Source organism: Rudaea sp. (assembly GCF_047601565.1).
GTDB lineage: Bacteria > Pseudomonadota > Gammaproteobacteria > Xanthomonadales > Rhodanobacteraceae > Rudaea.
In genome coordinates this window covers 3,632,223-3,656,349 of the sequence record NZ_JASGIY010000001.1, presented here as the reverse complement: position 1 = coordinate 3,656,349, position 24,127 = coordinate 3,632,223, and the positions used below count along the sequence as shown (strand labels likewise).

21 protein-coding genes and 3 pseudogenes are annotated in these 24,127 nt (G+C 66.1%); 16 read left to right on the top strand and 8 right to left on the bottom strand.

Translation table 11 applies throughout. The features are described from left to right. Window positions 1–19: 19 nt before the first annotated feature. From nadD to QM741_RS16215, 6 genes are all read left to right on the top strand, one after another. A complete protein-coding gene (nadD, locus tag QM741_RS16240) occupies window positions 20–721 on the top strand; it encodes a nicotinate-nucleotide adenylyltransferase (RefSeq protein WP_415208678.1) in 702 nt (233 codons plus the stop codon). Between the two features lie 399 nt (window positions 722–1,120). Further along, on the top strand, window positions 1,121–1,537 hold the full coding sequence (rsfS, locus tag QM741_RS16235; protein ID WP_415209149.1) for a ribosome silencing factor: 417 nt from the start codon (window positions 1,121–1,123) through the stop codon (window positions 1,535–1,537). 10 nt (window positions 1,538–1,547) lie between these two features. Further along, on the top strand, window positions 1,548–1,808 hold the full coding sequence (locus tag QM741_RS16230) for a hypothetical protein (protein ID WP_415208677.1): 261 nt from the start codon (window positions 1,548–1,550) through the stop codon (window positions 1,806–1,808). 12 nt (window positions 1,809–1,820) lie between these two features. Then, window positions 1,821–2,291 (top strand): 23S rRNA (pseudouridine(1915)-N(3))-methyltransferase RlmH, encoded by a 471-nt coding sequence (rlmH, locus tag QM741_RS16225; RefSeq protein ID WP_415208676.1) that lies wholly within the window; start codon window positions 1,821–1,823, stop codon window positions 2,289–2,291. 36 nt (window positions 2,292–2,327) lie between these two features. After that, window positions 2,328–2,915, top strand: a complete 588-nt coding sequence (locus QM741_RS16220; RefSeq protein ID WP_415209148.1) for a Maf family protein — start codon at window positions 2,328–2,330, stop codon at window positions 2,913–2,915. A 33-nt stretch (window positions 2,916–2,948) separates the two neighbouring features. Continuing rightward, on the top strand, window positions 2,949–4,484 hold the full coding sequence (locus tag QM741_RS16215) for an FAD-binding oxidoreductase (RefSeq protein WP_415208675.1): 1,536 nt from the start codon (window positions 2,949–2,951) through the stop codon (window positions 4,482–4,484). Here the strand turns inward: QM741_RS16215 and QM741_RS16210 are convergent. Together QM741_RS16210 and QM741_RS16205 are read right to left on the bottom strand one after the other, a co-directional pair. After that, window positions 4,404–5,045: pseudogene (locus QM741_RS16210) on the bottom strand (winged helix-turn-helix domain-containing protein); the annotation flags it as partial. The gene QM741_RS16215 and the pseudogene QM741_RS16210 overlap by 81 nt on opposite strands. Before the next feature lie 119 nt (window positions 5,046–5,164). Next, window positions 5,165–5,812 (bottom strand): hypothetical protein, encoded by a 648-nt coding sequence (locus QM741_RS16205; protein ID WP_415208674.1) that lies wholly within the window; start codon window positions 5,810–5,812, stop codon window positions 5,165–5,167. 240 nt (window positions 5,813–6,052) lie between these two features. Between QM741_RS16205 and rng the strand changes: the two genes are divergently transcribed. Further along, complete coding sequence (gene rng, locus QM741_RS16200) at window positions 6,053–7,558, top strand: ribonuclease G (RefSeq protein WP_415208673.1); 1,506 nt, start codon at window positions 6,053–6,055, stop codon at window positions 7,556–7,558. 15 nt (window positions 7,559–7,573) lie between these two features. Beyond that, the gene (locus QM741_RS16195; protein WP_415208672.1) at window positions 7,574–11,530 is read left to right on the top strand and encodes a YhdP family protein; all 3,957 of its coding nucleotides are present in this window, start codon (window positions 7,574–7,576) and stop codon (window positions 11,528–11,530) included. A 158-nt stretch (window positions 11,531–11,688) separates the two neighbouring features. Here the strand turns inward: QM741_RS16195 and QM741_RS16190 are convergent. Then, window positions 11,689–12,827: pseudogene (locus QM741_RS16190) on the bottom strand (IS4 family transposase). Here QM741_RS16190 and QM741_RS16185 point away from each other — a divergent pair. The 6 genes from QM741_RS16185 (at window position 12,714) to dapB (ending at window position 17,086) form a co-directional block, all read left to right on the top strand. Then, on the top strand, window positions 12,714–13,481 hold the full coding sequence (locus tag QM741_RS16185; protein ID WP_415209165.1) for a TetR/AcrR family transcriptional regulator C-terminal domain-containing protein: 768 nt from the start codon (window positions 12,714–12,716) through the stop codon (window positions 13,479–13,481). The pseudogene QM741_RS16190 and the gene QM741_RS16185 overlap by 114 nt on opposite strands. Before the next feature lie 66 nt (window positions 13,482–13,547). Then, complete coding sequence (locus QM741_RS16180; RefSeq protein WP_415208671.1) at window positions 13,548–14,006, top strand: hypothetical protein; 459 nt, start codon at window positions 13,548–13,550, stop codon at window positions 14,004–14,006. Window positions 14,007–14,029: 23 nt separating this feature from the next. Beyond that, window positions 14,030–14,806 (top strand): tetratricopeptide repeat protein, encoded by a 777-nt coding sequence (locus tag QM741_RS16175; protein ID WP_415208670.1) that lies wholly within the window; start codon window positions 14,030–14,032, stop codon window positions 14,804–14,806. Window positions 14,807–14,888: 82 nt separating this feature from the next. Further along, window positions 14,889–15,257 carry a hypothetical protein gene (locus QM741_RS16170; protein WP_415208669.1) on the top strand — a complete coding sequence of 123 codons (369 nt, stop codon included), beginning with the start codon at window positions 14,889–14,891 and terminating at the stop codon, window positions 15,255–15,257. A 55-nt stretch (window positions 15,258–15,312) separates the two neighbouring features. After that, window positions 15,313–16,206, top strand: a complete 894-nt coding sequence (locus tag QM741_RS16165) for an adenylate/guanylate cyclase domain-containing protein (RefSeq protein ID WP_415208668.1) — start codon at window positions 15,313–15,315, stop codon at window positions 16,204–16,206. A gap of 49 nt (window positions 16,207–16,255) precedes the next feature. Next, window positions 16,256–17,086 (top strand): 4-hydroxy-tetrahydrodipicolinate reductase, encoded by an 831-nt coding sequence (gene dapB / locus QM741_RS16160; RefSeq protein WP_415208667.1) that lies wholly within the window; start codon window positions 16,256–16,258, stop codon window positions 17,084–17,086. A 274-nt stretch (window positions 17,087–17,360) separates the two neighbouring features. On the opposite strand, the gene QM741_RS16155 is transcribed toward dapB, so the two are convergent. From QM741_RS16155 to QM741_RS16145, 3 genes and pseudogenes are all read right to left on the bottom strand, one after another. Next, window positions 17,361–19,181 carry a CocE/NonD family hydrolase gene (locus tag QM741_RS16155; RefSeq protein WP_415209147.1) on the bottom strand — a complete coding sequence of 607 codons (1,821 nt, stop codon included), beginning with the start codon at window positions 19,179–19,181 and terminating at the stop codon, window positions 17,361–17,363. 38 nt (window positions 19,182–19,219) lie between these two features. Then, on the bottom strand, window positions 19,220–19,450 hold the full coding sequence (locus tag QM741_RS16150) for a BTAD domain-containing putative transcriptional regulator (protein WP_415209146.1): 231 nt from the start codon (window positions 19,448–19,450) through the stop codon (window positions 19,220–19,222). After that, a pseudogene (locus QM741_RS16145) lies at window positions 19,377–19,709 on the bottom strand (BTAD domain-containing putative transcriptional regulator); the annotation flags it as partial. The gene QM741_RS16150 and the pseudogene QM741_RS16145, both read right to left, overlap by 74 nt. Window positions 19,710–19,991: 282 nt before the next feature. Here QM741_RS16145 and QM741_RS16140 point away from each other — a divergent pair. Then, window positions 19,992–21,161 (top strand): methyltransferase domain-containing protein, encoded by a 1,170-nt coding sequence (locus tag QM741_RS16140; RefSeq protein ID WP_415208666.1) that lies wholly within the window; start codon window positions 19,992–19,994, stop codon window positions 21,159–21,161. A 22-nt stretch (window positions 21,162–21,183) separates the two neighbouring features. Here QM741_RS16140 and QM741_RS16135 read toward each other — a convergent pair whose 3' ends face one another. Next, window positions 21,184–21,399, bottom strand: coding sequence for a LysR substrate-binding domain-containing protein (locus QM741_RS16135; RefSeq protein ID WP_415208665.1), 216 nt, complete (start codon window positions 21,397–21,399; stop codon window positions 21,184–21,186). Window positions 21,400–21,892: 493 nt separating this feature from the next. Continuing rightward, complete coding sequence (locus QM741_RS16130) at window positions 21,893–22,609, bottom strand: 2OG-Fe(II) oxygenase (RefSeq protein ID WP_415208664.1); 717 nt, start codon at window positions 22,607–22,609, stop codon at window positions 21,893–21,895. 249 nt (window positions 22,610–22,858) lie between these two features. Here QM741_RS16130 and carA point away from each other — a divergent pair, with 249 nt between their 5' ends. Next, the gene (gene carA, locus QM741_RS16125; RefSeq protein WP_415208663.1) at window positions 22,859–23,992 is read left to right on the top strand and encodes a glutamine-hydrolyzing carbamoyl-phosphate synthase small subunit; all 1,134 of its coding nucleotides are present in this window, start codon (window positions 22,859–22,861) and stop codon (window positions 23,990–23,992) included. Window positions 23,993–24,127 lie beyond the last annotated feature (135 nt).

Genomic DNA, 24,127 nt, shown 5'->3' with positions numbered 1-24,127 from the left:
GCGAGGGAGCAGCACAGTCATGCGCACTATTTCCACCGCTGCCGTTCGTCCCTCGCCCCGCGTTCCGCATCCTTTGCCGAAGCCGATCGCGATACTCGGCGGCACGTTCGATCCCGTGCACAACGGCCACCTGCGCGTCGCCTGGGAGGCGGCCGAGGCGCTCGACGCGCAGGTGCGCCTGATGCCCGCGCACGTGCCGCCGCACAAGCCCGTGCCGCTGGCTAGCGCGGCGCAGCGCGTGGACATGCTCGAGCGCGCGCTCGCCGGGCAGTCGCGCCTCGTCGTCGACACGCGCGAGCTGCGCCGCGAAGGCGCCTCGTACACGGTGGATACGCTGCGCGGCCTGCGCGCCGAATTCGGCGAGGCGCAGCCCTTGATCCTGCTCGTCGGCGCAGATGCGTTCGGTTCGCTGCCGACCTGGCGCGAATGGCGGCAGCTGTTCCGCCTCGCCCACATCGTCATGCTGACCCGGCCCGGCCGCACCGAGCCCTGGTCGGGCGAACTGGTCGGCGAAGCGGTGCCGCGCCGCGCGCGCTCGCCGCGCGAACTGCAGGATGCGCCGTCCGGCAAGGTTCTCAGCATTCCGGTCACGCCGCTCGACATCTCGGCGAGCCAGGTGCGCGCGCTGCTCGCCGCGGGCCGCGAGCCGCGCTGGCTGATTCCCGAGGCGTTGCTCGCCGAGCCGGCCATCCTCGCGCCGTATCGGCGTGCGCCGGGATGACGAAACGAATCTTCCCTTCTCCCGGTGGGAGAAGGTGGCGCGAAGCGCCGGATGAGGGAAGAACGTCCAATTTCCAATGGCACTGCATCGTGGGAGGCTTCTCCCTCATCCGCCCTTCGGGCACCTTCTCCCGGTGGGAGAAGGGAAGTAAAAGCGTTCGAACGACACTTCCTTCGTCGCCAAATCGGCGTATATTCTGGCCGCGCGGACCCAGGCTCCGCCCGTGCATTCGACCAAGGTGACAAGTTTTTGCCTATTTCGACCAAAACCCCGTCCGCCCGTGCGCCGCGCAAGGCGGCTGGCGCGAAGCCCGCAGCGAAACGCGCTGCCTCCCAGTCCGCCGCGAAAAAGGCGGCCGTGAAAACGGCGGCCAAGGCAGCGAAGAAGCCCGCGAAGAAAATCGCTGCGACGAAGCCTAAGAAAGTTTCGGCACCGAAACCGAAAAAGACCCAGTTCCCTCCCGATCCCGTCGAACTGCTGCGCGTGCGCGTGCTCGACGCGCTCGACAATCTCAAGGCGCAGAACGTGCAGGAGATCGACGTGCGCGGCAAGACCTCGATCGCCGACCTGCTGATCGTCGCGAGCGGCACCTCGACGCGCCACGTCAAATCGCTCGCCGACGAAGTCGTCCGCTTCGCCAAGCAGGCCGGCATGGCGCCGCTCGGCGTCGAGGGCCAGCGCGAAGCCGAATGGGTGCTCGTCGATCTCGGCGACATCGTCGTCCATGTCATGCTGCCGCGCGTGCGCGAGTTCTACGGGTTGGAGCGGCTGTGGACGGTGGGAGACGATGTGATGCAGGCAGCGAATCGCGCGTAGGAGAATTGCCGTGTGGCACTCGGCTGATTTTTTCTTTTTGTTCGTCGCCCTATATTCGGGATTGCTGATCGTTGCCTGGCGCCGTCGTGACGCGAAAAATGTCCAGTTGATGGCCGCTTGGCTGATTTGGAGTGTGTGCCAGGTATTGGTTCACGCAATTCCGCAGTGGGACACTGTCTTTATGTCAGTGGGCTTGGTTGCGATGCTGGCAGGAACATTTTGCTACTTCCGGAATATCCAGCTTTTCTGGTTTCAGCATGATCGCAAGTAGCTGCTCACCCTTGTGCGCGCCAGCCTGATCGCCGTCGGCGAGAAGATGCCTTCGTGGGTGACCGAAGGCTACAACGAATACGCCAAGCGCCTGTCGCACGAGTTGCCGCTGCAACTCGTCGAGATCACGAGCAAATTGCGCGGGCGCAGCAACGACGCCGCGCGCGTGATTGCCGACGAGGGCGCGCTGATGCTCGCGGCGGTTGCGAAGGGCGCGAACGCGATCGCGCTCGACGGCCGCGGAAAAACGTGCAGCAGCGAACAACTCGCCGAACAGCTCGCGCGCTGGCGCATGGATGGGCGCGACCTCGCTTTCCTCATCGGCGGCCCCGAGGGCCTCGCGCCGGCGGTGCTGGAACGTGCGAACCAGACCTGGTCGCTCGGTCCGGCGACGCTGCCGCATCCGCTCGTGCGCATCCTGGTCGCCGAACAGCTCTACCGCGCGGTGAGCTTGCTCGGCAATCATCCGTACCATCGTGGCTGAATCGATGCATCGATGGCGTCGGCTAGAATCGACGCCATGCTCTATCTCGCTTCCCAATCCCCGCGTCGCCGCGAACTGCTCGGGCAGATCGGCGTGCGCTTCGGCACCGTGCAGCTCGATCTGCCCGAAGTGCGCGTGCCGGGCGAGCCTCCCGAGGACTACGTCAGCCGCGTTGCGCGCGAGAAGGCCGGGGCGGGGCTGTTGAAACTGTCCGGCGTCCGCGACGCCATCGTGCTCGGTGGCGACACCGAGGTCGTGCTCGACGACGAAGTGTTCGGCAAACCGTCCGACGGCGACCATGCGGCCGCGATGCTGCGCAGGCTGTCGGGCCGCACGCACGAGGTCGTCTCGGTGGTCTGGCTGGTCGGCGCGGGGCGCGAGGAGCACGCCATCTCGCGCACTGCGGTCACGTTCGCCGCGCTCGACGAGGCCACGATCGCCGCCTACGTCGCCGGCGGCGAGCCGATGGGCCGTGCCGGCGCCTATGCGATCCAGGGCCGTGCCGCGGCTTTTGTCCGCCGCATCGAAGGCAGCTATTCGGGCGTGATGGGCTTGCCGTTGTTCGAAACCGCGATGTTGCTGCGCCGCTTTGGCATCGTCGCGGGTTCCGCCGGCGAGGAATGAAGCGGTTCGCGATCCCGTGTTTGTAAGGGTTCGATGAGAATCGTCCGCGCGTGCTGGACAGACGCGGCACGCTGCGCAACGCTTGGCTTCCCTCCGACGGAGCCGCCGATGGACACCTCACGAATCGATACCGAAGCACTGGTTGCACTGGGCCGCACGTTGCGCGGCGCGGTGTTGCTGCGCGACTCCGACGAATACGCCGAACGGCGGCGTGTTTGGAATGGCGCGATCGACCGGCGACCGTCGGCGATCGCGCGCTGCGCCGATGCCGACGACGTCGTGCGCGTCGTGCGTTTCGCGGCCGAACGCGCGCTGCCGCTGACCGTGCGCGGCGGCGGCCACAACGTCGCCGGGCTGTCGGTGCGCGACGACGTGCTGCTGCTCGATCTCGGCGAACTCCGCGCGGTCGAGCTGGCACCGGATTCGCGCAGCGTGCGCGTCGGCGGCGGCGCGCTCTGGCGCGAGGTCGACAACGCGCTGCAAGTCCACGGCCTGGCAACGCCGGGCGGCATGATCTCCACCACGGGCGTGGGCGGCCTGACCCTCGGCGGCGGCGTCGGCTGGCTGATGCGCAAGCACGGCCTGACGATCGACAATCTGCTCGAAGCGGAAGTCGTACTGGCCGACGGCCGGCGCCTGCGCGCGAATGCGGCGACGGAACCGGATCTGTTTTGGGCCTTGCGCGGCGGTGGCGGTGGCATCGCCGCGGTCACCGAATACGTGTACCGCGTGCATGCCGTCGGCGAGGTGCTGGCCGGCGCGGTATTTCATCCGGTCGAAGCTGCGCCGGCATTGCTGCGCCGCTTCCGCGACTATGCGTTCGAAGCATCCGATGCGATGACGACGATGATCGCGTTCGTCACCGCGCCGCCCGCGCCGTTTCTGCCGCCCGAGGTGCATGGCCAGCGTGCGGTGATAGTGGGCTATTGTTGGAGCGGCGAGCCCGACGCAGGCCGCAGTGAATTGGCCAGGCTGGTCGATTCCGGCGGGGCGCTGGGCCAGGTCGGCGGCGCGATGCCGTACGCGCAATGGCAGCAGACGCTCGATTCGCATGCGCCGGCCGGCGATCGTTATTACTGGACGACCGCGCATTTCGACATGCTCGACGACGCGCTGATCGACGTGCTCGTCGAGGCGGCGGCACAGTTCGGCGACGCTCTCGGCGTTCGCCAGCGTCAACTCCGGCGGCGCAGCGAGCGCGCGAGCGCGCGCGATCAGGAGCTGGATCGAAGCGACGGACGAGAGCTCGGCCAGCGCCTGCGCGCTGTTCCACACGCGCGTGCCGGGCATGGCGAGCGCGGGCAGCGGATAGATGCGTTCGCCGGGACAATCCAGCCGCCGCTGGCTGGTGACGAGCGCGTGCACGCCGTTGCAGGCCGCGAGCAGGCGGGAGACGAAGCCGCCGAGTTCGGGCGCGATGCGCTCGCAGTTGTCGAGCAGAAGCAGGACGCGGCGCGCCTGCAACAGCGTGATCAGGCGCTGCTCATCGCGCGCGTCGGCGGTGCCGTGCACGCCGAACGCGGCGGCGATCGCGTGTACGGCACCGTCGCCGTCGAGCACGTTGGATAGGTCGACGAACCAGACGCCGTCCGCGAACTTCGCCTGGCGTGCGCGCGCCACTTCGAAAGCCACCGTGGTCTTGCCCATGCCGCCCGCGCCGACGATGCTGAGCAGGCGTGAGGTTTCGATCGCGTCGCCCAATTCGGCGATTTCCCGGTCGCGGCCGATGATTTCGGTCATGCGCGCGGGCAGGCGTGCGTGTTGCGGCGGGGCGAAACGCAGCACCGGTGGCGCGGACGCTTCCGGTTCGGCACCGTCGGGGATGACGAAACGATAGCCTTTGCCGCGAACCGTTTCGATGTAGCGCGGCGCTTCCGGGTCGTCGCCGAGGGCGCGCCGCAGCAGCACAATGATGCGGTTGAGCGTGGCCGGGGTGACGTAGCGGTGTCCCCATACTGCGTCGAGCAGTGCGTCGCGTGTGAGTATCTCGCCCGCGTGCGCGATGAATTCGAGCAGCACGGCGAACGCTTTCGGCTCGAGCGGAATCTCCTCGGCGCCCCGCGTGAGCCGGTACGCACGCGCGTCGACGCGGACGTCTGCGAATTCGAATACCTCGGCATGCGCGAGCATGATGGCTCCCCCCGCGGGCGTGCCGACATATTACGGAATCGGCAGCCGGAAATGACCGGCTGCCGGACGGTTCGGGAGTGCACATCCTTGTGCCGGACCGGATTCCCCCCGCGTTCGCCTCACTCGTCGGCGAAGACGCGGCTGCCGACCAGGTTGCCGACGACCTGCGCCAGCACGGTCGTGCCGTCGGTTGCGTACTGGACGAGGGTGAAGGTGCCGGTGAGCAGCGTGGCGTTGTGGCTGAGCGAGACCGTTTCGTGGATGCTCGTGGGGCCGAGGAAGGCCGACCCGTCGTCGGTCCACGACATCGCCAGATGATTGAGTATGTAGGTGTTCGTGGCGGTGCGCTCCCACACGCCCTGGCAGAAACTCTGCGTCTTCGGTGCCCGGCTGGAATTCATCAGCTCGGTGCCGTCGGCATGCCAGGTGGCGATGGCGGCGTCGAGGACGACGCCGTTCGGGATGTCGGCGTTGCCGTAGGCGAGCATGTTGATCTTCCACAACCCGGTGATGGGGTCGTTGGCAAACAGGCCGTGCGCGAAATTCGTTGTGGAAGACGTTGTCTGTGCGGCGTCCGCCTGCGCCGTGCCGGCGGAAGGTTCGGGGCCGAACGAGGGAATGGGCCAGGCCTGGACCGGGGTTTTGCCGTCGGGAACGGAGCATGCGTGCGCGCCGGGCGCGATCAGGCTGGCGCCGAGCAGGCCGGCCAGCGCGGCGGCGTGCAGGGACTTCGTGCGGAACATCGGATTTGCGGGACGATCGACCATGACATTCTCCTTTCGTTCGCGGGAATGGACGCAACGGCACCATTTCATCGATGCCGGTTCTTGCGGCGGGCGATCCCGTGTGTCGCCGGCCGGCACAGCTTCGCCTCGGGCTTGCGCGTTTGCATGAGGAAGATGTTTGGTTTTGATGAGGGAAAAAATCGGCGGCGCGCGGACGCCAATCGACAGGGCGCCCTTGCGCAAGCTATAAACGCAGGGACGAAAATTGCGGAAGCCGCGGCCGTGTCTGAGGAAATCCTGATCAACGTCACCCCGCGCGAGACCCGCGTCGGAGTGGTGGAAAACGGCGTGCTGCAGGAAGTGCACGTCGAGCGCGCGCTCAGGCGCGGCTACGTGGGCAACATCTATCGCGGCCGCGTCAGCCGGGTGATGCCGGGCATGCAGGCGGCGTTCGTCGAGGTCGGGCTCGAGCGCGCGGCGTTCCTGCACGCCAACGACATCGTGCGCGCTGCGCAACCGGCCGAGGTCGAGAACGGCGAGGCGGCGACGCTGCCGACGCCGCCGATCAGCGAGCTCGTGCACGAGGGCCGGGACATCGTCGTGCAGGTGGTCAAGGACCCGATCGGCAGCAAGGGCGCGCGCCTGACCACGCACCTGTCGATTCCTTCGCGCTACCTCGTGCTGCTGCCGTACGCGAAGATGATCGGCGTGTCGGTGCGCATCGAGGACGAGGCCGAGCGCGCGCGCCTGAAGGAGATCATGCAGGAGTTGACCGTGCCGCCGCCGACGGATTCCGGCCCTCCGCCTGCGCCGTTGGGCTACATCGTGCGCACCAACGCCGAGGGCGCCTCGCGCGAGGCGCTGGCCGACGACGTCGCCTATCTCGGCCGCGTCTGGCGCGTGGTGCAGGAGAACATGCGCCGGGGCGAGCCGCGCACGCGCATCTACGAGGAGCTTGCCCTGCCGCTGCGCGCGCTGCGCGACCTGATGCGCGAGGACGTCGAGAAGGTGCGCGTCGATTCGCGCGAGACCTACGAGAAAACCCTGACGTTCACTCACAAGTTCATGCCGGAACTTGCCGAACGTATCGAATTGTATTCGGGCGAGCGGCCGATCTTCGATCTGTACGGCGTCGAGGACGAAATTCAGCGTGCGCTCAAGAAAGAAGTGCCATTGAAGTCGGGCGGATATCTCATCATCGACCAAACCGAGGCCATGACCACGATCGACGTCAACACCGGCGCGTTCCTCGGCCATCGCAATCTCGAGGAAACGGTCTACAAGACCAACCTCGAAGCGGCGCAGGCGGCCGCGCGCCAGTTGCGCCTGCGCAATCTCGGCGGCATCGTCATCATCGACTTCATCGACATGACCGATGCCGAGCACAAGCGCCAGGTGCTGCGCATGCTCGAAAAATCACTCGCGCACGATCATGCGAAGACGACGGTTTACGAAATGTCGAACCTCGGTCTCGTCGAGATGACGCGCAAGCGCACCACCGAAAGCCTCGAGCGCCAGCTGTGCGAGCCGTGCCCGGCCTGCGACGGACGCGGCAGCGTCAAGACCGCCGAGACGGTGACCTACGAGATCTTCCGCGAGATCACGCGTGCGGTGCGCCAGTTCGAGGCCTCGAGCCTGCTCGTGCTCGCCGCGCAGAGAGTCGTCACCCGCATCCTCGACGAGGAATCGGCAGCGGTCGCGGAACTCGAGGAATTCACAGGAAAAACCATCCGCTTCCAGGCAGAGGAGCACTACGCGCAGGAGCAGTACGATGTGGTGCTGCTGTAAGAGCCGGGATTCGCCATGACCCCCTGGCGCCGCCATCTTCACCGTGCGCAGTGGTGGCTAATCCGACTGCTCGCGGCATTCGCGATCCTGATGGCGATCGTCAGCAGCGTGACCCAGCTCGTCGTGCTGCCGTGGGTGACGAACCATCCCGAGGCGGTCAGCGCTCGGCTTGGCGAGATGCTGCATCGTCCGGTTGCTATCGACCGGCTCGACGCGCACTGGGAACGCACGGGACCGCTGTTCCATCTCGCCGGCGTGCACCTCGGCGTGCCGGCCGGGCAGGCGCCGGGGCAGGCGCTAGATCTCGCCAGCGCGGGGCTCAAGCTCAACTTCTTCGCTTGGGCGCGGCCTGGCGCGAACTGGACCGAGATCCGCCTGTCGGGCATCGAACTCGCTCTCGTGCGCGATGCGCAGGGACAGTGGAAAGTCGCCGGATTCGACACCGGCGCGAACGACGCCGGCGAACAAAGCCTCGACGACAACGCGCTGTTCGGCCTCGGTACGCTGGTCATCCGCGAAGCGAAGCTGAGCATCGACGACTTGCCGAACGACAAGCATTTCCGCCTCGGCGCGGACGAACTGCGCCTCAAGGTGAGCGGCGATTTCCTGCGTGCGCTCGGGCGCGTGCGCAACCTCGACGTGCCCGACGCGGCCTCGGCGGCGCCGGTCGATGCGGTGGTCGAATACGATCGCGGCAAGCGCGATGGCCGCGCCTATTTCGGCGGCACCCGCATCGATCTCGCCGCGGTGCTGCGCAATTATCCGCTCAAGGGCCTCATCGTCGAGCACGGCGGCGGCAAACTGCAGGTCTGGGCGTCGCTGCGCGGCGGCGAGATCGGCGAGGTGCGCGCCGAGGTCGATTTGTCCGATCTCGTGCTGGCCACGAACGCATCGATCAAGCTCGACGACAAGCACGATTTCCTGCCGCACGTCGGCATCGAGCGCCTCGCGTTCGGCGCGCGCTGGCGGCGCAGCGACGACGGTTGGAGCGCCGACGTCGCCGATCTCGCGATCACGCGCCAGGGCGAATCCGCGCTGCCGGCGCAATTGCATTTGCAGCGGCGCAATCCGGCGGCGGATGCGCAGGCGGACGTCGCGCCGGAATACATCGCTAGCGCCGGCGGCATCGATCTCGGCACCGTCGCGAGTGTGGCGATGCTCGTCGAGACGCTGCCCGCCGACCTGCGCCGCTGGCTTTACGCGGGCAATCCCTCGGGCACGCTGGTGCGCGCGACGCTGCGTTTTGCCGATGCGGCGAATTTCGACGCCGCCGCGCAACTCGACGCTCTCGCCGCGCATCCTTTCGGCAAGATTCCGGGTGCGACCGGCCTGTCGGGCGTGTTGTTGGCCGACCAGGACGCGCTTACGTTCGACCTGCCGCAGCACAATGCGTTCGCGTTGCTGCTGCCGAAGGTGTTTCGCGAGCCGCTGAGCTTCGCCGAATTCCATGGCAGCGTCGCGGCGTACCGCACGGAAGGCGCCTGGCGCATCGAGACCGATGCGTTGCATTTCGAGAGCGCGACGCCGGGCAGGAGCTTCGCCGGCGAAGCGCGCGGGGCGGCGGAAATTTTCGATGCGGGCGGCAAGCCGTCGCTCGACTTGTCCGCGGCCGTGACCAGTACCGACGTCGTCGCCGCGAAGCAGTTCTGGCCGGTCAACGTGATTCCACCGCACGGCGTCGAATGGCTCGACCAGGCGTTCGAGTCGGGGCGCGTGGTGGGCGGGCGCGCGGCGTTCCGCGGCAATATCGCCGACTGGCCGTTCCGCAATCATGCCGGGCGCTTCGATGCGGTTGCCGAAGTCGCCGACGTGCGCTTCAGGTATCTCGCCGACTGGCCCGTGATCGAGCATGCGCACGGGATCGTCGAGTTCGTCAATGCGGGCCTGCATGCGGACGTGGACGGGGCGAGTATACAAAATTCAAAAGTGAACAAGGGCAGCGTCGATATCACGGACTACGGCGAAGGTACGCTCGACATTGCCGCCGATGCGCAAGGCGCGGGCAAGGACATGCTCGCTTTCGTCAAGGCCTCGCCGCTGGGCAGGCAGTTCGCGGGGCCGCTGCAGGGCGTCGACGTCGGTGGCCAGGGCAAGGTCGATTTCGCCCTGCGCGCGCCGATGAAGCCGATCGAGAATTTCCAGATCGACGGCAAGGTGCGACTCGACGACGCCGATATCGCCGACGCGCAGTTCGGCCAGAAGCTCGACAACGCCTCGGGGCCGCTGCGCTTCAACCGCACGGGCTTTTCCGCCGATTCGCTCGTGGGCACGTTGCGCGGCAAGCCGGCGAAATTCTCGCTCGCGGTCGGCGGCTATGTGGGCGATGCGCAGCATGTCGTCGAAGGCCGCGTCGATACGCGCCTGCCAGTGAACGAGGTGATTGATGTCTACGCCTCGCCGTTCAAGGGCTACAAGAAATATCTGTCCGGCGAGGCGAACTGGAGCGCGCAGTTCAGCGTCGATCGCGACGATGCCAAGGATAAAACTAGCAGCGGCCAGCGCCTGAGCGTGACCTCGGACCTGCGCGGCGTCGCCATCGACTTGCCCGCGCCGTTGAAGAAATCCGCCGAGGCTGCGCTGCCGCTTAAGCTCGTGCTCGGCCTGCCGTTCCTCGGCGCGAGCATCGACGCAAGCCTGGGCGACGTGCTCAACCTGCGCGGCAGGCTGCCGTCGCCGACCGCGCCGTTCGCCGCGAACGTGATCTTCGGCGGCGAGGCAACCGGCGTGCTGCCCAAATCCGGCATCGCGATCGGCGGCGCGGCACGCGAGGTGGACCTGTCCGGCTGGATGAACTTCGCCGCCGACGGCATGGACGGCGACGGTGGCGGCGACGTGCTCCAGGGCGTCGACATTCGCGCGACGTCTCTCGTCGCCTGGGAGCGCGATTTCGGCGAAGCCAAGGTGCGCGTCGGCCTCGGTGCGGACGCCGTGCGCGTCGACTTCGACGGTGCGCGCATCGACGGCAGCCTGAGCGTACCGCGGACGAATCCGCGCACCAGTCCGATCGCGGCGGATTTCCAGCGCCTGTACTGGCCCGAGTCGCCCGAAGCGCCCGCGAACGCCGCGCCGGTCGGCGAAGTGCGCGACGACACGCTCAATCCGGCGGCGATTCCGCCGCTGCGCATCCGCATCGGCGATTTCCGTCTCGGCAAAGCCAGCTACGGCGCGGCGGAAGTCGTGACTACGCCGACCGTCGACGGCATGAATCTCGAAAAGGTCAACGCGCACTCGAAGGAAATCGACATGCGCGCGCACGGCATCTGGACGCGCCGCAACGGCTTCCATCGTTCGACCTTCGGCATCGAATTGAAGGCGGGCAACTTCGGCGCGATGCTCGATGCGCTCGGCTACGGCGACAAGCTGGCCGGCGGCGAAATCACGGCCTCGATCGACGCGAGCTGGGCCGGCACGCCGTCGGCGTTCGCGCTCAACCGGATCAACGGCGGCGCACTGCACATGAAGATCGCCGACGGCCGCATTCCCGAACTCGATCCCGGCGCCGGACGCCTCGCCGGCCTGCTCAACCTCGCCGCGCTGCCACGCCGCCTCGCCTTCGACTTCGGCGACCTGTTCAACAAGGGTTTCAGTTTCGATTCGGCCACGGGCAGCTTCACGATGACCGACGGCTACGCCTACACCGACGGTTTCGAAGTGAAAAGCCCCGCCGCCGACATGCGCGTCCACGGCGCCATCGGCCTCAAGACCAGCGAATGGAACCTGCGCGTCGAAGTCACGCCGCATGTCGGCGCAACCGTGTTCGCCGGTGCCGGCGCGCTGGTCGGCGGCCCGGTCGGCGCTGCGGCCGGAGCCCTCGTCGGCGGCGTGCTCGGCAAGGCGATCAACCAGGCCACGCAATCCGAATACAAGGTCGCCGGTACCTGGGACAAGCCCGAGATCGTCAAGGTGGCAAGCCGGCGCGTGGCGCCGCCGCCGAAACCGGCGGGCGACAAGACGAAGCCGAAGTCGAACTGAAAGGCGTTGTGATTACCTTGACCAGTGCCACCTTTTCGGGCTGGTTGTTGAGCGAAAAGGGAACAACCTGAAATTCTGGTCATTCCATGGCGCTCTTGATGACACCGGCTAGGATTGTCAGCGGTTACTGTTGAGTTCCATCCAGTAGTGTCCCAACGTTATTCGAACAAAAACAGCTGTTTGCGCAGTTCCTCCGCAAATTCGTCCTCGACGGCTCCGGCAAGCAGTTGATTCAACGACGTTCTCTCGAAAACCGTCAGGCTCAGGATCTGTAGGATTTCGTAGAGGCTGGCGGGAAGCTGCATGCGCTTCTTGACGATAGAGACGATGACGTAGACCGATAGGGCAATCCAGAATCTGCGTCTTGACTGCGTTCTGCGAAGTTCCGAAGAACGCGTTGATCCGAAGATGCTGCTTGATCCACTTGAAGAACCGCTCGACCTGCCACCGGCAGCGATACAGCTGGGTGATGGTCAGTGCGGGCAACGCGAAGTTGTTGGTGATGAACACCAGCGTCTTGTCCGTTTCCGGGTCCTTGAAGCGGATTCTCCGGAGCGGCGCTTGGAAGCCCTTTCGCGAGTAGAAGCCGGTGAGGTGAGCACCACCGTCTGATCGCAGATCAGTCCTGTGGAGCGGTCGACCGGATGCGAATATCGACGTTGAGCCTTGAAGTTCGATTTGGCACGCGTCACGAAGAAACTGTTGGCCTCGTGCAAGTGGAAGAGGCGTTCGAAGTCGATGAATCCGCGATCCATGATGTAAAAGGCACCGGCCTCCGGCAACAACTGGTCGAGCACGTTGACCTCGTGCATCTTGCCGTCGCTGATGTGGATAAACGTCGGGATATTCCCTCGCAAATCCAGCAGCGTGTGCAGCTTCACCGCGGCCTTTGTCGAGCGGAACGGGGCCCACGGAAATACCGAAAGGCACAAGTCGATCGTTGTTGTATCCAGCGCGTAGACCGTCTCCTTCAACTCGACGCCGAACGGCTCGTCGACATACAGCGGCCGCGCGATTGCAATCAGGCTCTGTGCGAAGTCGGCATAGATCTGCCAAGAGCGTACCGCGTTGGCGTTGGCCAGCGTGTTGCGGGAAACCGTCGAGCGCATTCCCAGGGATAGAGCTTGGAGCGCTGTGCGCGCAGGCAGGTTTCGATGTCGCGCAGACTCTCGCGAAAGGTCAGTTGTGCGAACGCCATGCACAGAAACTGATCCAGGCAGGAAAACGACTTGACCTTGCGCTCGCCCGAATAGCGGGCGACGATCCTTCGAAAGCTGTGGAGCGGGAGATGTTCCATGACCTGTGCGAGAACCAGCTTGCCTTCGTACATCGGACGCTCCAGCGATGGGTCTCATCGCAGGGTCGCAAGCCGGGAAGTCGCACCGGCGACATCGTCCATGTGGATGAAGGACCAAACGCCTTTCCCGTCACCTACGACAGGGAACTTGCGGTTATCGAGCCTTACGTAGCTGAAGCACAACAAGCAAGATCGCAACTTCAAACGGCCAAGGGAAGGCCCGAAGAAGTTCTTTCCGGCATGGCGCAACAAACGCTGGACATCCTGACGGCACGACAAAGCGAGCTCCGAATCTTCTGGCGCGATCTGGAGCAATTCCCTAAGCTCCAGTCCAAGGTTCGGCGCGAAATTATGCAGCATTCGTACCGAGTATTGTCGGCGTGGCTGCTCGAACGGTCGCAGCAAGGTGAAATCCGAGAGCATGACAGCGAAGCCGTTGCAGTGGTACTCCTTGGCAGTCTGACAATGTTCAAAGTGTTCGAAGCCCTGTGGGGAGAAAAGACGATGCCAATCAGCGACCGGAGGTTTCACGAGGCGTGGCGTGACATTGTGCTGACCGGTCTCGGTCTGCAAGCATCGACGGCGGTGGATACTGAGGTCTCGCCCATCCCATCTGCCCGAGAGACCGTTAGAGCGAAGAGACGCCGTCAATAGCCCCTTGCATCCAATCGAATTCGGCGCAGGCCTACGTTGCCGCGCGCGACCAGATAGGGTGGGGAGATGTCGTGTGTCCTCGATCTCGATTTGGACTACTTTGTCAGTCCGATAGCCCATTTCGTCTCTGGGTCCCGACGTCTCAAAGACTCGATCTTCGCGCTCGCACGCAGTTCCGCCGACGTGCAGAAAGTCGCGGCGCAGCTCGATGCGGACTACGTGTTCGGCGGCGGCATCACGTTGAAGGACGACCGCTGGAACTTGCATGCTGCGCTATGGCGCCGAGACGCGCTCTCGCCGGTATGGTCGGTCGCGGAGAGCGCGGCGCGCCAAGACCTGGTTCAACTGGAAGCCGCGCTTTCGGAGCGGCTGGGCGCATCCTTCACCACCGAGCCCGAACTTCCGGCCAAACCCGTTTCGGCGGCGGCGCGGAACCTGTACTGGCTCGGCCGCCACGAATGGCAGAAGCGCACGCCCGAGGCGCTGGTGCGCGCCCTGGGTTATTTCCAACGTGCCTGCGGCTGAAGCGCAGACTACGCGCTTGCCTGGTGCGGCGTTTCCGATGCCTACATGCTGCTGTTCGTGTATGCCGACCTGACCCTCGACGAAGCCGCGCGCAAGGCCAGGGCGGCGATCGCGAAGGCGCGCGCGATCGCCCCGAACTGGCCGACATCGACGTTTCGGAAAGCGAAATTCTCGTCGAGACCGACCATGTCGACGAGGCGATCGCGAAACTCGAAAAGGTGCTGCACGCGCATCCGGATCATCCGCTCGCCATGACCTGGTACGGCGATGCGCTCGAGCGCGCGGGCCGCATGCGCGACGCGTTCGAATGGCATGCGAACATCGTCGACCGGGATCCCTACAACATCGCCCTGCGCAACAATTTCGGCACCGCCTGCATGATGACGGGCCAGGCGCAAAAGGCGGCCGAGGAATTCCGGCGCGCGCTCGAGATCAATCCGGATTTTTCCGACGCGCACTGGAGCATTGCGCTGCTGCATCGCCTGCACGGCGAGATCGCTGTTGCGCTCGACGTCTACGGGAAGATGCAGAAGGGATCCGCGGCGAACGGCTGGACGGCGGTCGACCAGGCCTATGCGTGGCTGGAAATGGGCGACGCGCAAAAAACCGTCGACGCGCTGGACCGCATGCCCGGGGCACCGTTGATCGAGAGCATCGCGTCGAGAAGCCGCGCGTTGTGCCTGCTCGACCGCTGCAAGGAGGCATTGCGCCTGATCGAGTCCTACAGTCCGCAGCCGGCCCAACTCAACGACTATCTCGCCGTCCAGGCTGCGACCCTGTTGCTCGAACGGCTAGGCTGAAGCCGCGCGCCGCAGCTACGCCAGGTTGTTCGCGGAAAAGGGCGACAGCGCCGGGCGGTTCATCCGCGTGTGGCTCGCAGACATGAACCTGGCCGTCTATTCCTCCTGGGTGGGCGCGCAGGCCGAGCATTCGAAGGAGCGCGCCGAAGCGCTCGACGTCAGTCGCGCGTTGCTTGCACGCCTGTCGGCTCAGGGCGGCATCGTGCTGCCGTTTCTGACCTATCGCAAGGCCGTGCTTGCCGCGCTGGACGGCGATGCGGCGCAGGCGCAGCAACTACTCACCCTCGCGCTCGACGGCGGCTGGCTCGACGCGTCGGCGCTGGAAAGCGACGTCGCCTGGCGACGCTACCGCGATGCGGCGTGGCTGGAGGCGATCCGCGCGCGGATCGCCGAGCGCACGGCGCAGGAGCGGGAGAAATTGCGCGACGTCGCCACGCCATCGGGCGATTGAGCGCGGGCGCGCGCCGCGGCACACGCGCGGCCTTTTCCGGCTAAACTGCGCGCTGATGAGCGAGCAACTGACCATCCTGTTTGCCGACGTCAGCGGCAGCACCCGGCTGTTCGAAACGCGCGGCAACATCGAAGCGCGGCGCCTCGTCGCGACCATGCTCGGCGCGCTCGGCGAAGTGACGCGCGGCCACGGCGGCCGCGTGGTCAAGAACATCGGCGACGAAATCCTGTGCACGTTCCCCGGCCCGATCCAGGGACTGCTCGCCGCGGTCGACATGCAGAAGCGCATCGCCTCGGACGACGAGTGCGCGCGCGAATTCCTCGCGATCCGCGTCGGCCTGCATCACGGCGAAACGCTGCTCGAGGACAACGACGTCTACGGCGACGCGGTCAACACCGCCGCGCGCATGACCGCGCTGGCCAAGCGCGAGCAGATCATCGCGACCGCCTCGACGGTGATGCTGCTGACCAACGCGGGCATGCTGCGCGTGCGCTCGATGGGGCAGACGCGCGTCGCCGGCAAGCTGCTGCCGATCGATACCGTCGACGTGCTCTGGCAGGAGGATACGTCCGACGTGACGATGGTGCAGCGGGCGATCTCGACCGGAAACTTCAGCGTGCCGCGCGTGCATCTGCAACTGCGCTATCGCGGCCGCGCGATCGATCTCGACGAACTCGCACCGCCGTTCACGCTCGGCCGCGATCCATCGTCGAGCCTCGTGGTCGATGCGGAGTGGGTGTCGCGCAACCACGCGCTGATCGAATACAAGCGCGGCTACTTCGTCGTTTCCGACCGCTCCACGAACGGTTCCTGGGTGAAGTTCGGCGACGACGAGGAACTGCCGTTCCACCGCGACGAGGTGCGCCTGCTGCGCAGCGGCACGCTGAGCCTCGGCCAGACCGCCGCGCGTAATCCGGAGCATCTGCTGTATTTCCAGTGCAGCGATTGAGCTGCGACCACAGCAGGGGGCTGCGGGAAATACGCGGTAAGATGCGCACATGAGCGACACATCGATTCCGACTCGCCCCCGCATCGTCGTCTACGGTGCCGCCGGGCGCATGGGGCAGGCGGTCGTCCGCTGCGTGCTCGAATCCGAGCGGGCCAGGTTGGCCTGTGCGCTCGTGCGACCGGGTTCGGGGCTGGCCGACGAACCGTTGTCGCGCGTCTACGGCGGCGAGGCGCCCGACGAGGACTTCGTCAATTCGCTCGATCCCGACGTCGAGGCCGACGTGCTCGTCGACTTCAGCGGCATCCACGCGTTCGACGCCGCTCTGGCCCTCGCGCTCGAACGCAAGATAGGCTTCGTCAGCGGCACGACCGGACTCGGCGATGCGCAGTTCGACGCGCTGGACCGGGCGGCGCGATCGATTCCGGTGCTGTGGGCGTCCAATTTCAGCCTCGGCGTGGCGATGCTCGCGCGGCTCGTGCGCCGCAGCGCCGCCACGTTTCCGGATTGGGACTGCGAGATCGTCGAGATGCACCATGCGCGCAAGCAGGATGCGCCGTCGGGCACGGCGCTGACCCTGGGCGAGGCCGCTGCGGCCGGCCGCAACGTCGCCCTCGCCGGGCATGCGCGCTACGAGCGCCACGGCGCCATCGGCCCGAGGCCGGCCGGCGAAATCGGTTTTGCGACGTTGCGCGGTGGCGACGTGGTCGGCGAGCACACGGTGGTCTTCGCCGGTCGCGGCGAACGCCTCGAACTGACCCATCGCGCAACCGATCGCGACATCTTCGCGCGCGGCGCGCTCGCCGCGGCGATCTGGCTCGCGCACCGCGCGCCGGGCCGCTACCGTTTCGACGAGATTCTGGCGCCGGTCGAGGCGCAGTGAGCCGGCCAGACGCGAGCGGAATCCGTTCGCCCCGAGCCCTTCGACCACGCTCAGGACAGGCCACCCGCCGAACGCAAAGCCGACATGGCAACGGTGTGTGGGTTTCGCTCGCTGTGCGAGCTGCGTTCAGTGCGGACGGTCAGAAGTCGAGTTGACTGCCTTCGGGCTTCATCAGTCCTGGTACGTGGCATTCTGGTTGGACACCCGCCGAATTTCCGGTCGAGCGCAGCAAACGGTTTCTTGAATGCGCGCGACAGCTTGCCGACGAGTTCGGTTATCGTGCGTCGGGCTTTGGCGCCGCGAGCGGCAAGACCAGCCGCCCCGGATGCCGGCCGTCGTGGAACAGCTTGATGTGCGCCACACGCGCATCGGCGATGTTCTCGTAGCCGATGCGGCCGCCGGTGTTGTAGTTTTTCTGATAGTTCGGCGAGTTCAGCGGCGCGACGACGACGCGCAGGCGCGCACCGGCGGGGATGCGCCGCGCGCTCCAGTAGAACTCGAACGGCAGCGTCGCGATCTGGTCGGGCTTCAGCAGCTCCTGCTTGAACGGGCCGTCGCGGAATCGCGCGCGGCGGATGTCTTCGCCGAGCCGCACGGCGCAGCCGTCGGGCATCACCATCATCACCTGCGCCCACAGGTCGAAGTCCGGCGTGTCCGACTGCACCGGCAATTCAAGCTTCATGTGCCCGGCGATTTCGATGGGCATGTCCAGAGGTGCGGAATGGAACACGACGGCGCGCTTCTGGAACGCGCGGAACTGGCTCGTGAGATTTTCGTCCGCGGCGTAGTCGGCGACGTCGAGTTCGGGCAATTCGTGCGGATCGGACACGATGACGGCGGGTGGTTGTTCGCCGGGCATTTCGCGCGTCAACGCGCCGGAACGGAACGCGCTTTCCGGCGTGCCTTCGGGTACGGAAAGGAAGAAGTCCATGCTGCCGCTCGTCGCCGCTTCCAGCGACGCCGCATGGCGCCATTCGTTCGCGCCGAGCATGAAGTAAGTCACTCTGTCGCTGAGCAGCGTGGGCCGCGCGCCGCGGCCGAGCACCCAGTCGTACCAGTCGGCGTGCAGCTTGTCCATGTCGAGCACGGCCGAGTCCGGAATGGCGAGGCCATCGATCGTCTTTTCCGGCCGCTGCGTGCCGCCGTGGTCCCACGGGCCGATGACGAGAAGGCTTTTGTCCTTCTGCGCCGCCGCTGCGTTGGCGATATAGCCGCGGTAGTAGCGCAATGCGCCCGGCTGGTCGTCGTCGAAGAAGCCGGTCGCGGCGAGGATCGGAAATTTCATCGCCGCGTAGTCCTGCGCCTTCGGCTCGGCGGCGAGATTGAACATCTCGTCGCCGACGTGATCGAGCCAGGTTTTCATGAACGATTTCTTTTTGCCGCGATCGTTCATCCACCAGTCGTCCTGCGCGATGCCGATCGCCTCGTCGAGCGTCGCGAACGAACCGTAGGCCGCGTAGTGTTCGAGCATCTTGCCCTGCCAGTAAGGCGCGTTGGCGATGAAGCCGGTATTGAGCCCGCGGCCGGCCGTATAGCCGAGGATCACCGCCGACCAGGATTGCGGAATGCCGTTGGTGTTCGGCACGTCCCAGCCCGGATAGATCGGTACGTAGGGCGCGATGCCGGCGAGATGCGGCGGATGCTGCGCGGCCGTGCGCCATTGGGTCATGCCGACGAACGAACCACCGTACATGAAGACGCGGCCGTCGCACCATGATTGCCTGGCGATCCATTCGACCAGATCGTAGCCGTCGCGGCCGACCTGCAGGCCGAGGCTGTCGTTCTTGTCGCCGCCGGAGCGGCCGCGGCCTCGCGTCAAGGTTTGCACGAACACATAGCCGCGCGCGACCAATGCGGTCGCTTCGTGACGCCGCGAACCGTCGATGTCGTACTGGGTCAGTTCGAGCACGGCCGGCGCCTTGGCGGCGAGAGGCGAAGGCTTGGTGATCCAGGCTTCGAGCGCCGCGCCGTCGCGCATCGGGATCATGCGGCTCATTTCGATGTCGTAGCCGGGACCGGCGTGCGCGGCCGCGGCGGCGGCGTTCGATCCGGGTTGGGCAATCGCAACGGAAGCCGCGAGCAGGCTTGCGAACATCGTCGAACCAATGCGGATCATATGAGTCAGTCCTTGTGTCAGGAGCACGAATGCAGGATGTCGAGATAGACGCTTTGTGTCGCAGCCGATGGCGTTACCCCCAATTCGTCCGCGATGAGCCTGCGGCAGCGCTCGTAAGCCCACAGCGCTTCCGCACGATTGCCGGCGGCGGCATGGGCGGCGCATCGACCATTGATAGCCCGTTTCGCGAAACGGCTGCGCGGCGATCGCCTGGACGGCAAGATTCGCGGCGATGACCGGCTCGCCATTCCAGACGTAAGTCTCGGCCAGGGATTCGCAGGCCCGCACGAACAACACCGTCAATCGCTCGCGTTCCGTGCTCGCCCGAGAGCCGTTTGCGCCGGAAAGAAACGGCCGTTTGAAGATATGGTAGGCCACCTGCGCGGCGCACCACGCCTCGCGCTGGCGGCCAGCCTGCAACAGACCTCCGGCCTGGTGCAGCGAATCGTATCCAGCCTCCAGGTCTATCCAGGTCTGCCGCGGCAATCTCAACTCGTAGCGGCCCACACTCGCCGCTAGCGCATCGCGCCTGTCCAGGGCCGCCTTCGCCAGCAGCACGCGCAGCTTGCTGGCGAGGGCGTCCAGCGCGGCGTTCCACGCGCGGCGGCGACTGCGGCCACAGCACCGCCGCCAGATCCTCGCGGGCTACTGCGGCGTCGCGCGCGATGGCCAGACGCACGAAGGCCAGTACCGGCTGCTTGCCCGGAAACGCGTTCTGGTCCACCGTGCGCCCGTCCGCCTCGAGAAGCACATGTCCCGTCAGGTAGATTCGCAGCCCCATCGCCACGTTTGTACTCCAGCGCGCCAAGGTTTGTCCAAGGTCATTCCCGGACAACCGGACTACGTTGCAGCCACCGGGAGACAGCCATGATCAAGTTCGTGAAATGCGATTGCGGTTTCATCGTCCGTTCCGACAACGAGGATGTGCTGGTCGCCGGTCTGCAGAAGCATGCGCGGGATCATCATCATATGGATTTTTCGCGCGAGCAGGTGCGGGCGATGGCGCAGGTCGAGCCGGACAGGACGACGCCTGTCCCCACGAATGCTGATCGGCTTCGCCCGCGATTCGTCCACAACGAGGAGCAGGCAATGGCAACCGCGCAGACTGCGGCAACGTTCGATGTCGCCAAGTACAAGCAGACCACACGGGCCCAATGGCAGGACGCCGCACATGCGTGGAACGCGTGGGGAACGTTTCTGCGCCGCTGGCTGGGGCCGGCCTCGGAAATCATGCTGGACATGGCCGGCGTCGGGCCCGGCGCGCGCGTGCTGGACGTGGCCGCGGGCGCGGGCGACCAGACCTTGCAGATAGCCGCTCGCCTCGGCGCGCACGGGCGCGTGCTGGCGACCGACATCGCGCCGGCGATCCTCGAGTTCGCCGCGGCCAACGCGCGAGCGGCGGGCTTCCGCAACGTCGAGACGCGCGCAATGGACGGCGAGGAACTGGACGTGCCTCCGGCAAGTTTCGATGCCGTGGTTTCACGCGTGGGCCTGATCTATTTTCCGGACAAGCAGCGCGCCTTGGCCGGCATGAAACGGGCCCTGAAACCCGGCGGCCGCGTCGCCGCGATCGTCTATTCCACGCCGGAGCGCAACGGGTTCTTTTCCGTTCCGGTGTCGATCATCCGTCGTCGCGCCAATCTGCCGTCGCCCCTGCCAGGCCAGCCGGGACCTTTCAGCCTCGGCGCGCCGGGTGTGCTGGAGGCGGCATTGCGGCAGGCCGGATTCCGCGATGTGCAGGTGCGTGCCGTGGCAGCGCCGCTGGAAATGGAGAGCACGGAAGAATGCCTGCGTTTCGAACGCGAATCGTTCGGCGCGCTGCACCAGATGTTGTCTTCGCTGGACGAGAGCGCCCGGACTGCGGCATGGCAGGAAATCGCCGCGGCGCTGCGGCAATTCGAAAGCGGCGGACGATTCGTCGGCCCTTGCGAGCTGCTGGTCGCGGCGGGTACGCGCTGAAAAATGCGGCTTCCCACATGCTTCAGTTCCGTGCCTGCGACCGCAGCCATTCGATCAGCGTGGCCACCGCATGTCGCGGCGGCCGCGACGACGCCGGTCGCACGATCCAGTAAGCCTGCGGCAAACACACTTGCCGCTCTCCGAATGGCCGCACCAGGCTGCCGGCCGCCACCTGCGGCGCTGCCAGCCGGTGCCGCACCAGCGCCACGCCTTGTCCCTGCTGTGCGGCACGCAGCAACAGGTCGGGCGAATCGAAGCGCGGTCCGGGACTGCAAGGACAGCGAAGTCGGGCCGAAGGCCCGACGCCAGCGGTCCCAGCCGGCTTGCCGATCGCGATCGTGCAACAAACGCATCGTCGCCAGCGCTGCGACGCCCGTCGGGCCGCCGGGCGTCACGTCAGTAGCCCGGGCTCGCCCACCGAATACAAGGCAGCGTCCATCGCCTGCACGCCCGGCCACGGTCCCGCGCCCATGCGCAAGGCCAGGTCGATGCCCGCTGCCGCCTGGAACAGGGTGAGAGCATCCGTCCACGACTACGCTGCCCTCGCGGCTGATCCTACAGACCTTGCCGATGTGCCTGCCGTCCGGTGGGGAGTGATCGCACCAGCCGGATCGCGCGGACCAGTACCGCTGCGGTGCACGCCCGCGCTGCCGGCGGCGGCGTTCGATCCGGGTTGGTCAATCGCAATGGAGGCCGCGAGTGGTCTTGCGAGCATCGCCGAACCCATGCGTTCAGTCCCTGTGCGCCGCGTTCTTGTCGCGCCCCGCGCCGAATTTCCTGTCGAGCGAGCCGAACAGTTTCTTGAACGCGCGCGACAGCTTGCCGCGCTGGGTCTTGCGCAGCTTTTCGTCTTCGCTCGTAAGCCAGGCGATCTGGATCACACGGCGCTCGCCTTCGTGCGGCAGGTGGCCGTGGAACGAGTTTTCGGCGCGGCGGAACACGACGAAGTTGCCGTACACCGGCTTGATCTCGGGCGCGACGAGGTCGTCGATGTCGTCGATGCGGTTGAGAAAGCGCAGGCAGCCGCAGCTAGTGTCGGGCCACGACGGCTCAAGATAGAGCAGGGCAGTGGCGATCTTCGAGCGGCTGTCGGTGTGGATCGTGCCGTGGCGCTTGTTCAGATGCCGGCACAGCGTGATCAGCGTGGGATGTTGGCCGAGATCGTGGATGCCGAGCCTCGCGCCGACCGCGCTCGCGACCGCGGGATCGGTGAGCTGGCGAATAAGCGCGTTGACGCTCGGGCCGCAGTCCTTTTCCTCGTAGGGGAAAAATCCTGCGCTCGGATACTTTGGGAAATCGCGGTCGAGTTCGGCTGCCGCGTCGCCGGGCAATTGCTCGCGCGCGACGAGGAAATGGAACGGCGTCGCGCATACCAGCGTGTCGGCGCGGTCCAGACGCGAAGGGTCGAACAGCGTGGACGATGCGATGGCGGAAGGCGCAGCGGACATGGCAAACACTCGCTTCGGTTCGCCCGATTCTAGCGCCACCGGCGTAAAGATTCCTTCGCGAAACGTTTCGTCGCGATGGACACGAAGACCCTCGCGCCGGTATCATTCGCACTCGCCCGCAACCGCATCCACGGTCCCGAGTCCGCTCAGGCCCGCAGGTCGTTGTGTATCCGAGCGAGCATTCGTGCCCGCGAGAATCGAGAAGCGGCCGCTCATGGCCGCACTTTCCAAAAGCAGGCGACGCAGCACATGACCCCAGCCATCCTCGCCCTCGCAGACGGCACGATCTTCCGCGGCATCGCCATCGGCGCCGAGGGCGAAACCGTCGGCGAAGTCGTGTTCAACACGGCCATGACGGGCTATCAGGAAATCCTGACCGATCCGTCCTACGCGCGGCAAATCGTCACGTTGACCTATCCGCATATCGGCAACACCGGCGTCAACGCGGTCGACGAGGAATCGGACAAGGTTCAGGCGGCGGGACTCGTGATTCGCGACCTGCCGCGTCTCGCCAGCAACTGGCGTTCGAGCGAAAGCCTCGATGCCTACCTGCGCCGCCAGAACATCGTCGCGATCGCCGACCTCGACACGCGCGCGCTGACGCGCCTGTTGCGCGACAAGGGCGCGCAGAGCGGCTGCATCCTTGCCGGCGACGCTATCTCCGACGAGTGCGCGCTTGCCGCTGCGCGTTCGTTTCCCGGGTTGGCGGGCATGGATCTCGCCAGGATCGTCAGTACAAGCACGTCGTATCGCTTCGATGCGGGCAGCTACGACCTCGATCGCACCGCGTTCGCGGCGCCGGTGGCAACGCACCACGTTGTTGCCTACGACTTCGGCGTGAAGAAAAACATCCTGCGCATGCTCGTCGACCGTGGCTGCGCACTCACCGTCGTGCCGGCGCAAACGCCGGTCGCCGAGGTGTTGGCTCTCAAGCCCGACGGCGTTTTCCTCTCCAACGGCCCCGGCGATCCCGAGCCGTGCGACTATGCGATTGCGGTCGCGCGCGAGACGATCAAACGCAAGATGCCGCTGTTCGGCATTTGCCTGGGCCACCAGATCATGGGCCTCGCCGTCGGCGCGAAGACGCTGAAGATGAAGTTCGGCCATCACGGCGCCAACCACCCGGTCAAGGACCACGACGACGGCCGTGTGCTCGTCACCTCGCAGAACCATGGCTTCGCCGTCGATCCGGCCACGCTGCCGGCGAATGCGCGCATCACGCATACCTCGCTGTTCGACGGTTCGCTGCAAGGGTTTGCGCTGACCGACGCACCGGCCTTTTGTTTTCAGGGACACCCCGAGGCGAGCCCCGGACCGCACGATATCGGCTATTTGTTCGACCGATTCGTCAGTTCGATGCAAGCGGCAGCCAAAGCGGCATAACGCACTCTGGTCTCCGCTTTTGGTTTTCGGGCCCCGTTTGCCGCAGCGAGGACATGAAGCAAACGCCCGATGAGTCGCGTGCACGAAGCGCGCGAGTTCGTTGGTACGGACTGGGGGTGCGTTCAACGAACCCCG

What these genes read in the sequence shown, in the direction of transcription:
- QM741_RS16215 (WP_415208675.1), top strand. Translation starts at nt 2,949, where the DNA reads ATGAGAATCGTCCGCGCGTGCTGGACAGACGCGGCACGCTGCGCAACG.
- QM741_RS16170 (WP_415208669.1), top strand. Translation starts at nt 14,889, where the DNA reads ATGAACCTGGCCGTCTATTCCTCCTGGGTGGGCGCGCAGGCCGAGCAT.
- QM741_RS16205 (WP_415208674.1), bottom strand. Translation starts at nt 5,812, where the DNA reads ATGGTCGATCGTCCCGCAAATCCGATGTTCCGCACGAAGTCCCTGCAC.
- QM741_RS16220 (WP_415209148.1), top strand. Translation starts at nt 2,328, where the DNA reads ATGCTCTATCTCGCTTCCCAATCCCCGCGTCGCCGCGAACTGCTCGGG.
- carA (WP_415208663.1), top strand. Translation starts at nt 22,859, where the DNA reads ATGACCCCAGCCATCCTCGCCCTCGCAGACGGCACGATCTTCCGCGGC.
- QM741_RS16195 (WP_415208672.1), top strand. Translation starts at nt 7,574, where the DNA reads ATGACCCCCTGGCGCCGCCATCTTCACCGTGCGCAGTGGTGGCTAATC.
- dapB (WP_415208667.1), top strand. Translation starts at nt 16,256, where the DNA reads ATGAGCGACACATCGATTCCGACTCGCCCCCGCATCGTCGTCTACGGT.
- QM741_RS16150 (WP_415209146.1), bottom strand. Translation starts at nt 19,450, where the DNA reads ATGGCGAGCCGGTCATCGCCGCGAATCTTGCCGTCCAGGCGATCGCCG.
- QM741_RS16180 (WP_415208671.1), top strand. Translation starts at nt 13,548, where the DNA reads ATGTCGTGTGTCCTCGATCTCGATTTGGACTACTTTGTCAGTCCGATA.
- QM741_RS16130 (WP_415208664.1), bottom strand. Translation starts at nt 22,609, where the DNA reads ATGTCCGCTGCGCCTTCCGCCATCGCATCGTCCACGCTGTTCGACCCT.
- QM741_RS16155 (WP_415209147.1), bottom strand. Translation starts at nt 19,181, where the DNA reads ATGTTCGCAAGCCTGCTCGCGGCTTCCGTTGCGATTGCCCAACCCGGA.
- QM741_RS16165 (WP_415208668.1), top strand. Translation starts at nt 15,313, where the DNA reads ATGAGCGAGCAACTGACCATCCTGTTTGCCGACGTCAGCGGCAGCACC.
- nadD (WP_415208678.1), top strand. Translation starts at nt 20, where the DNA reads ATGCGCACTATTTCCACCGCTGCCGTTCGTCCCTCGCCCCGCGTTCCG.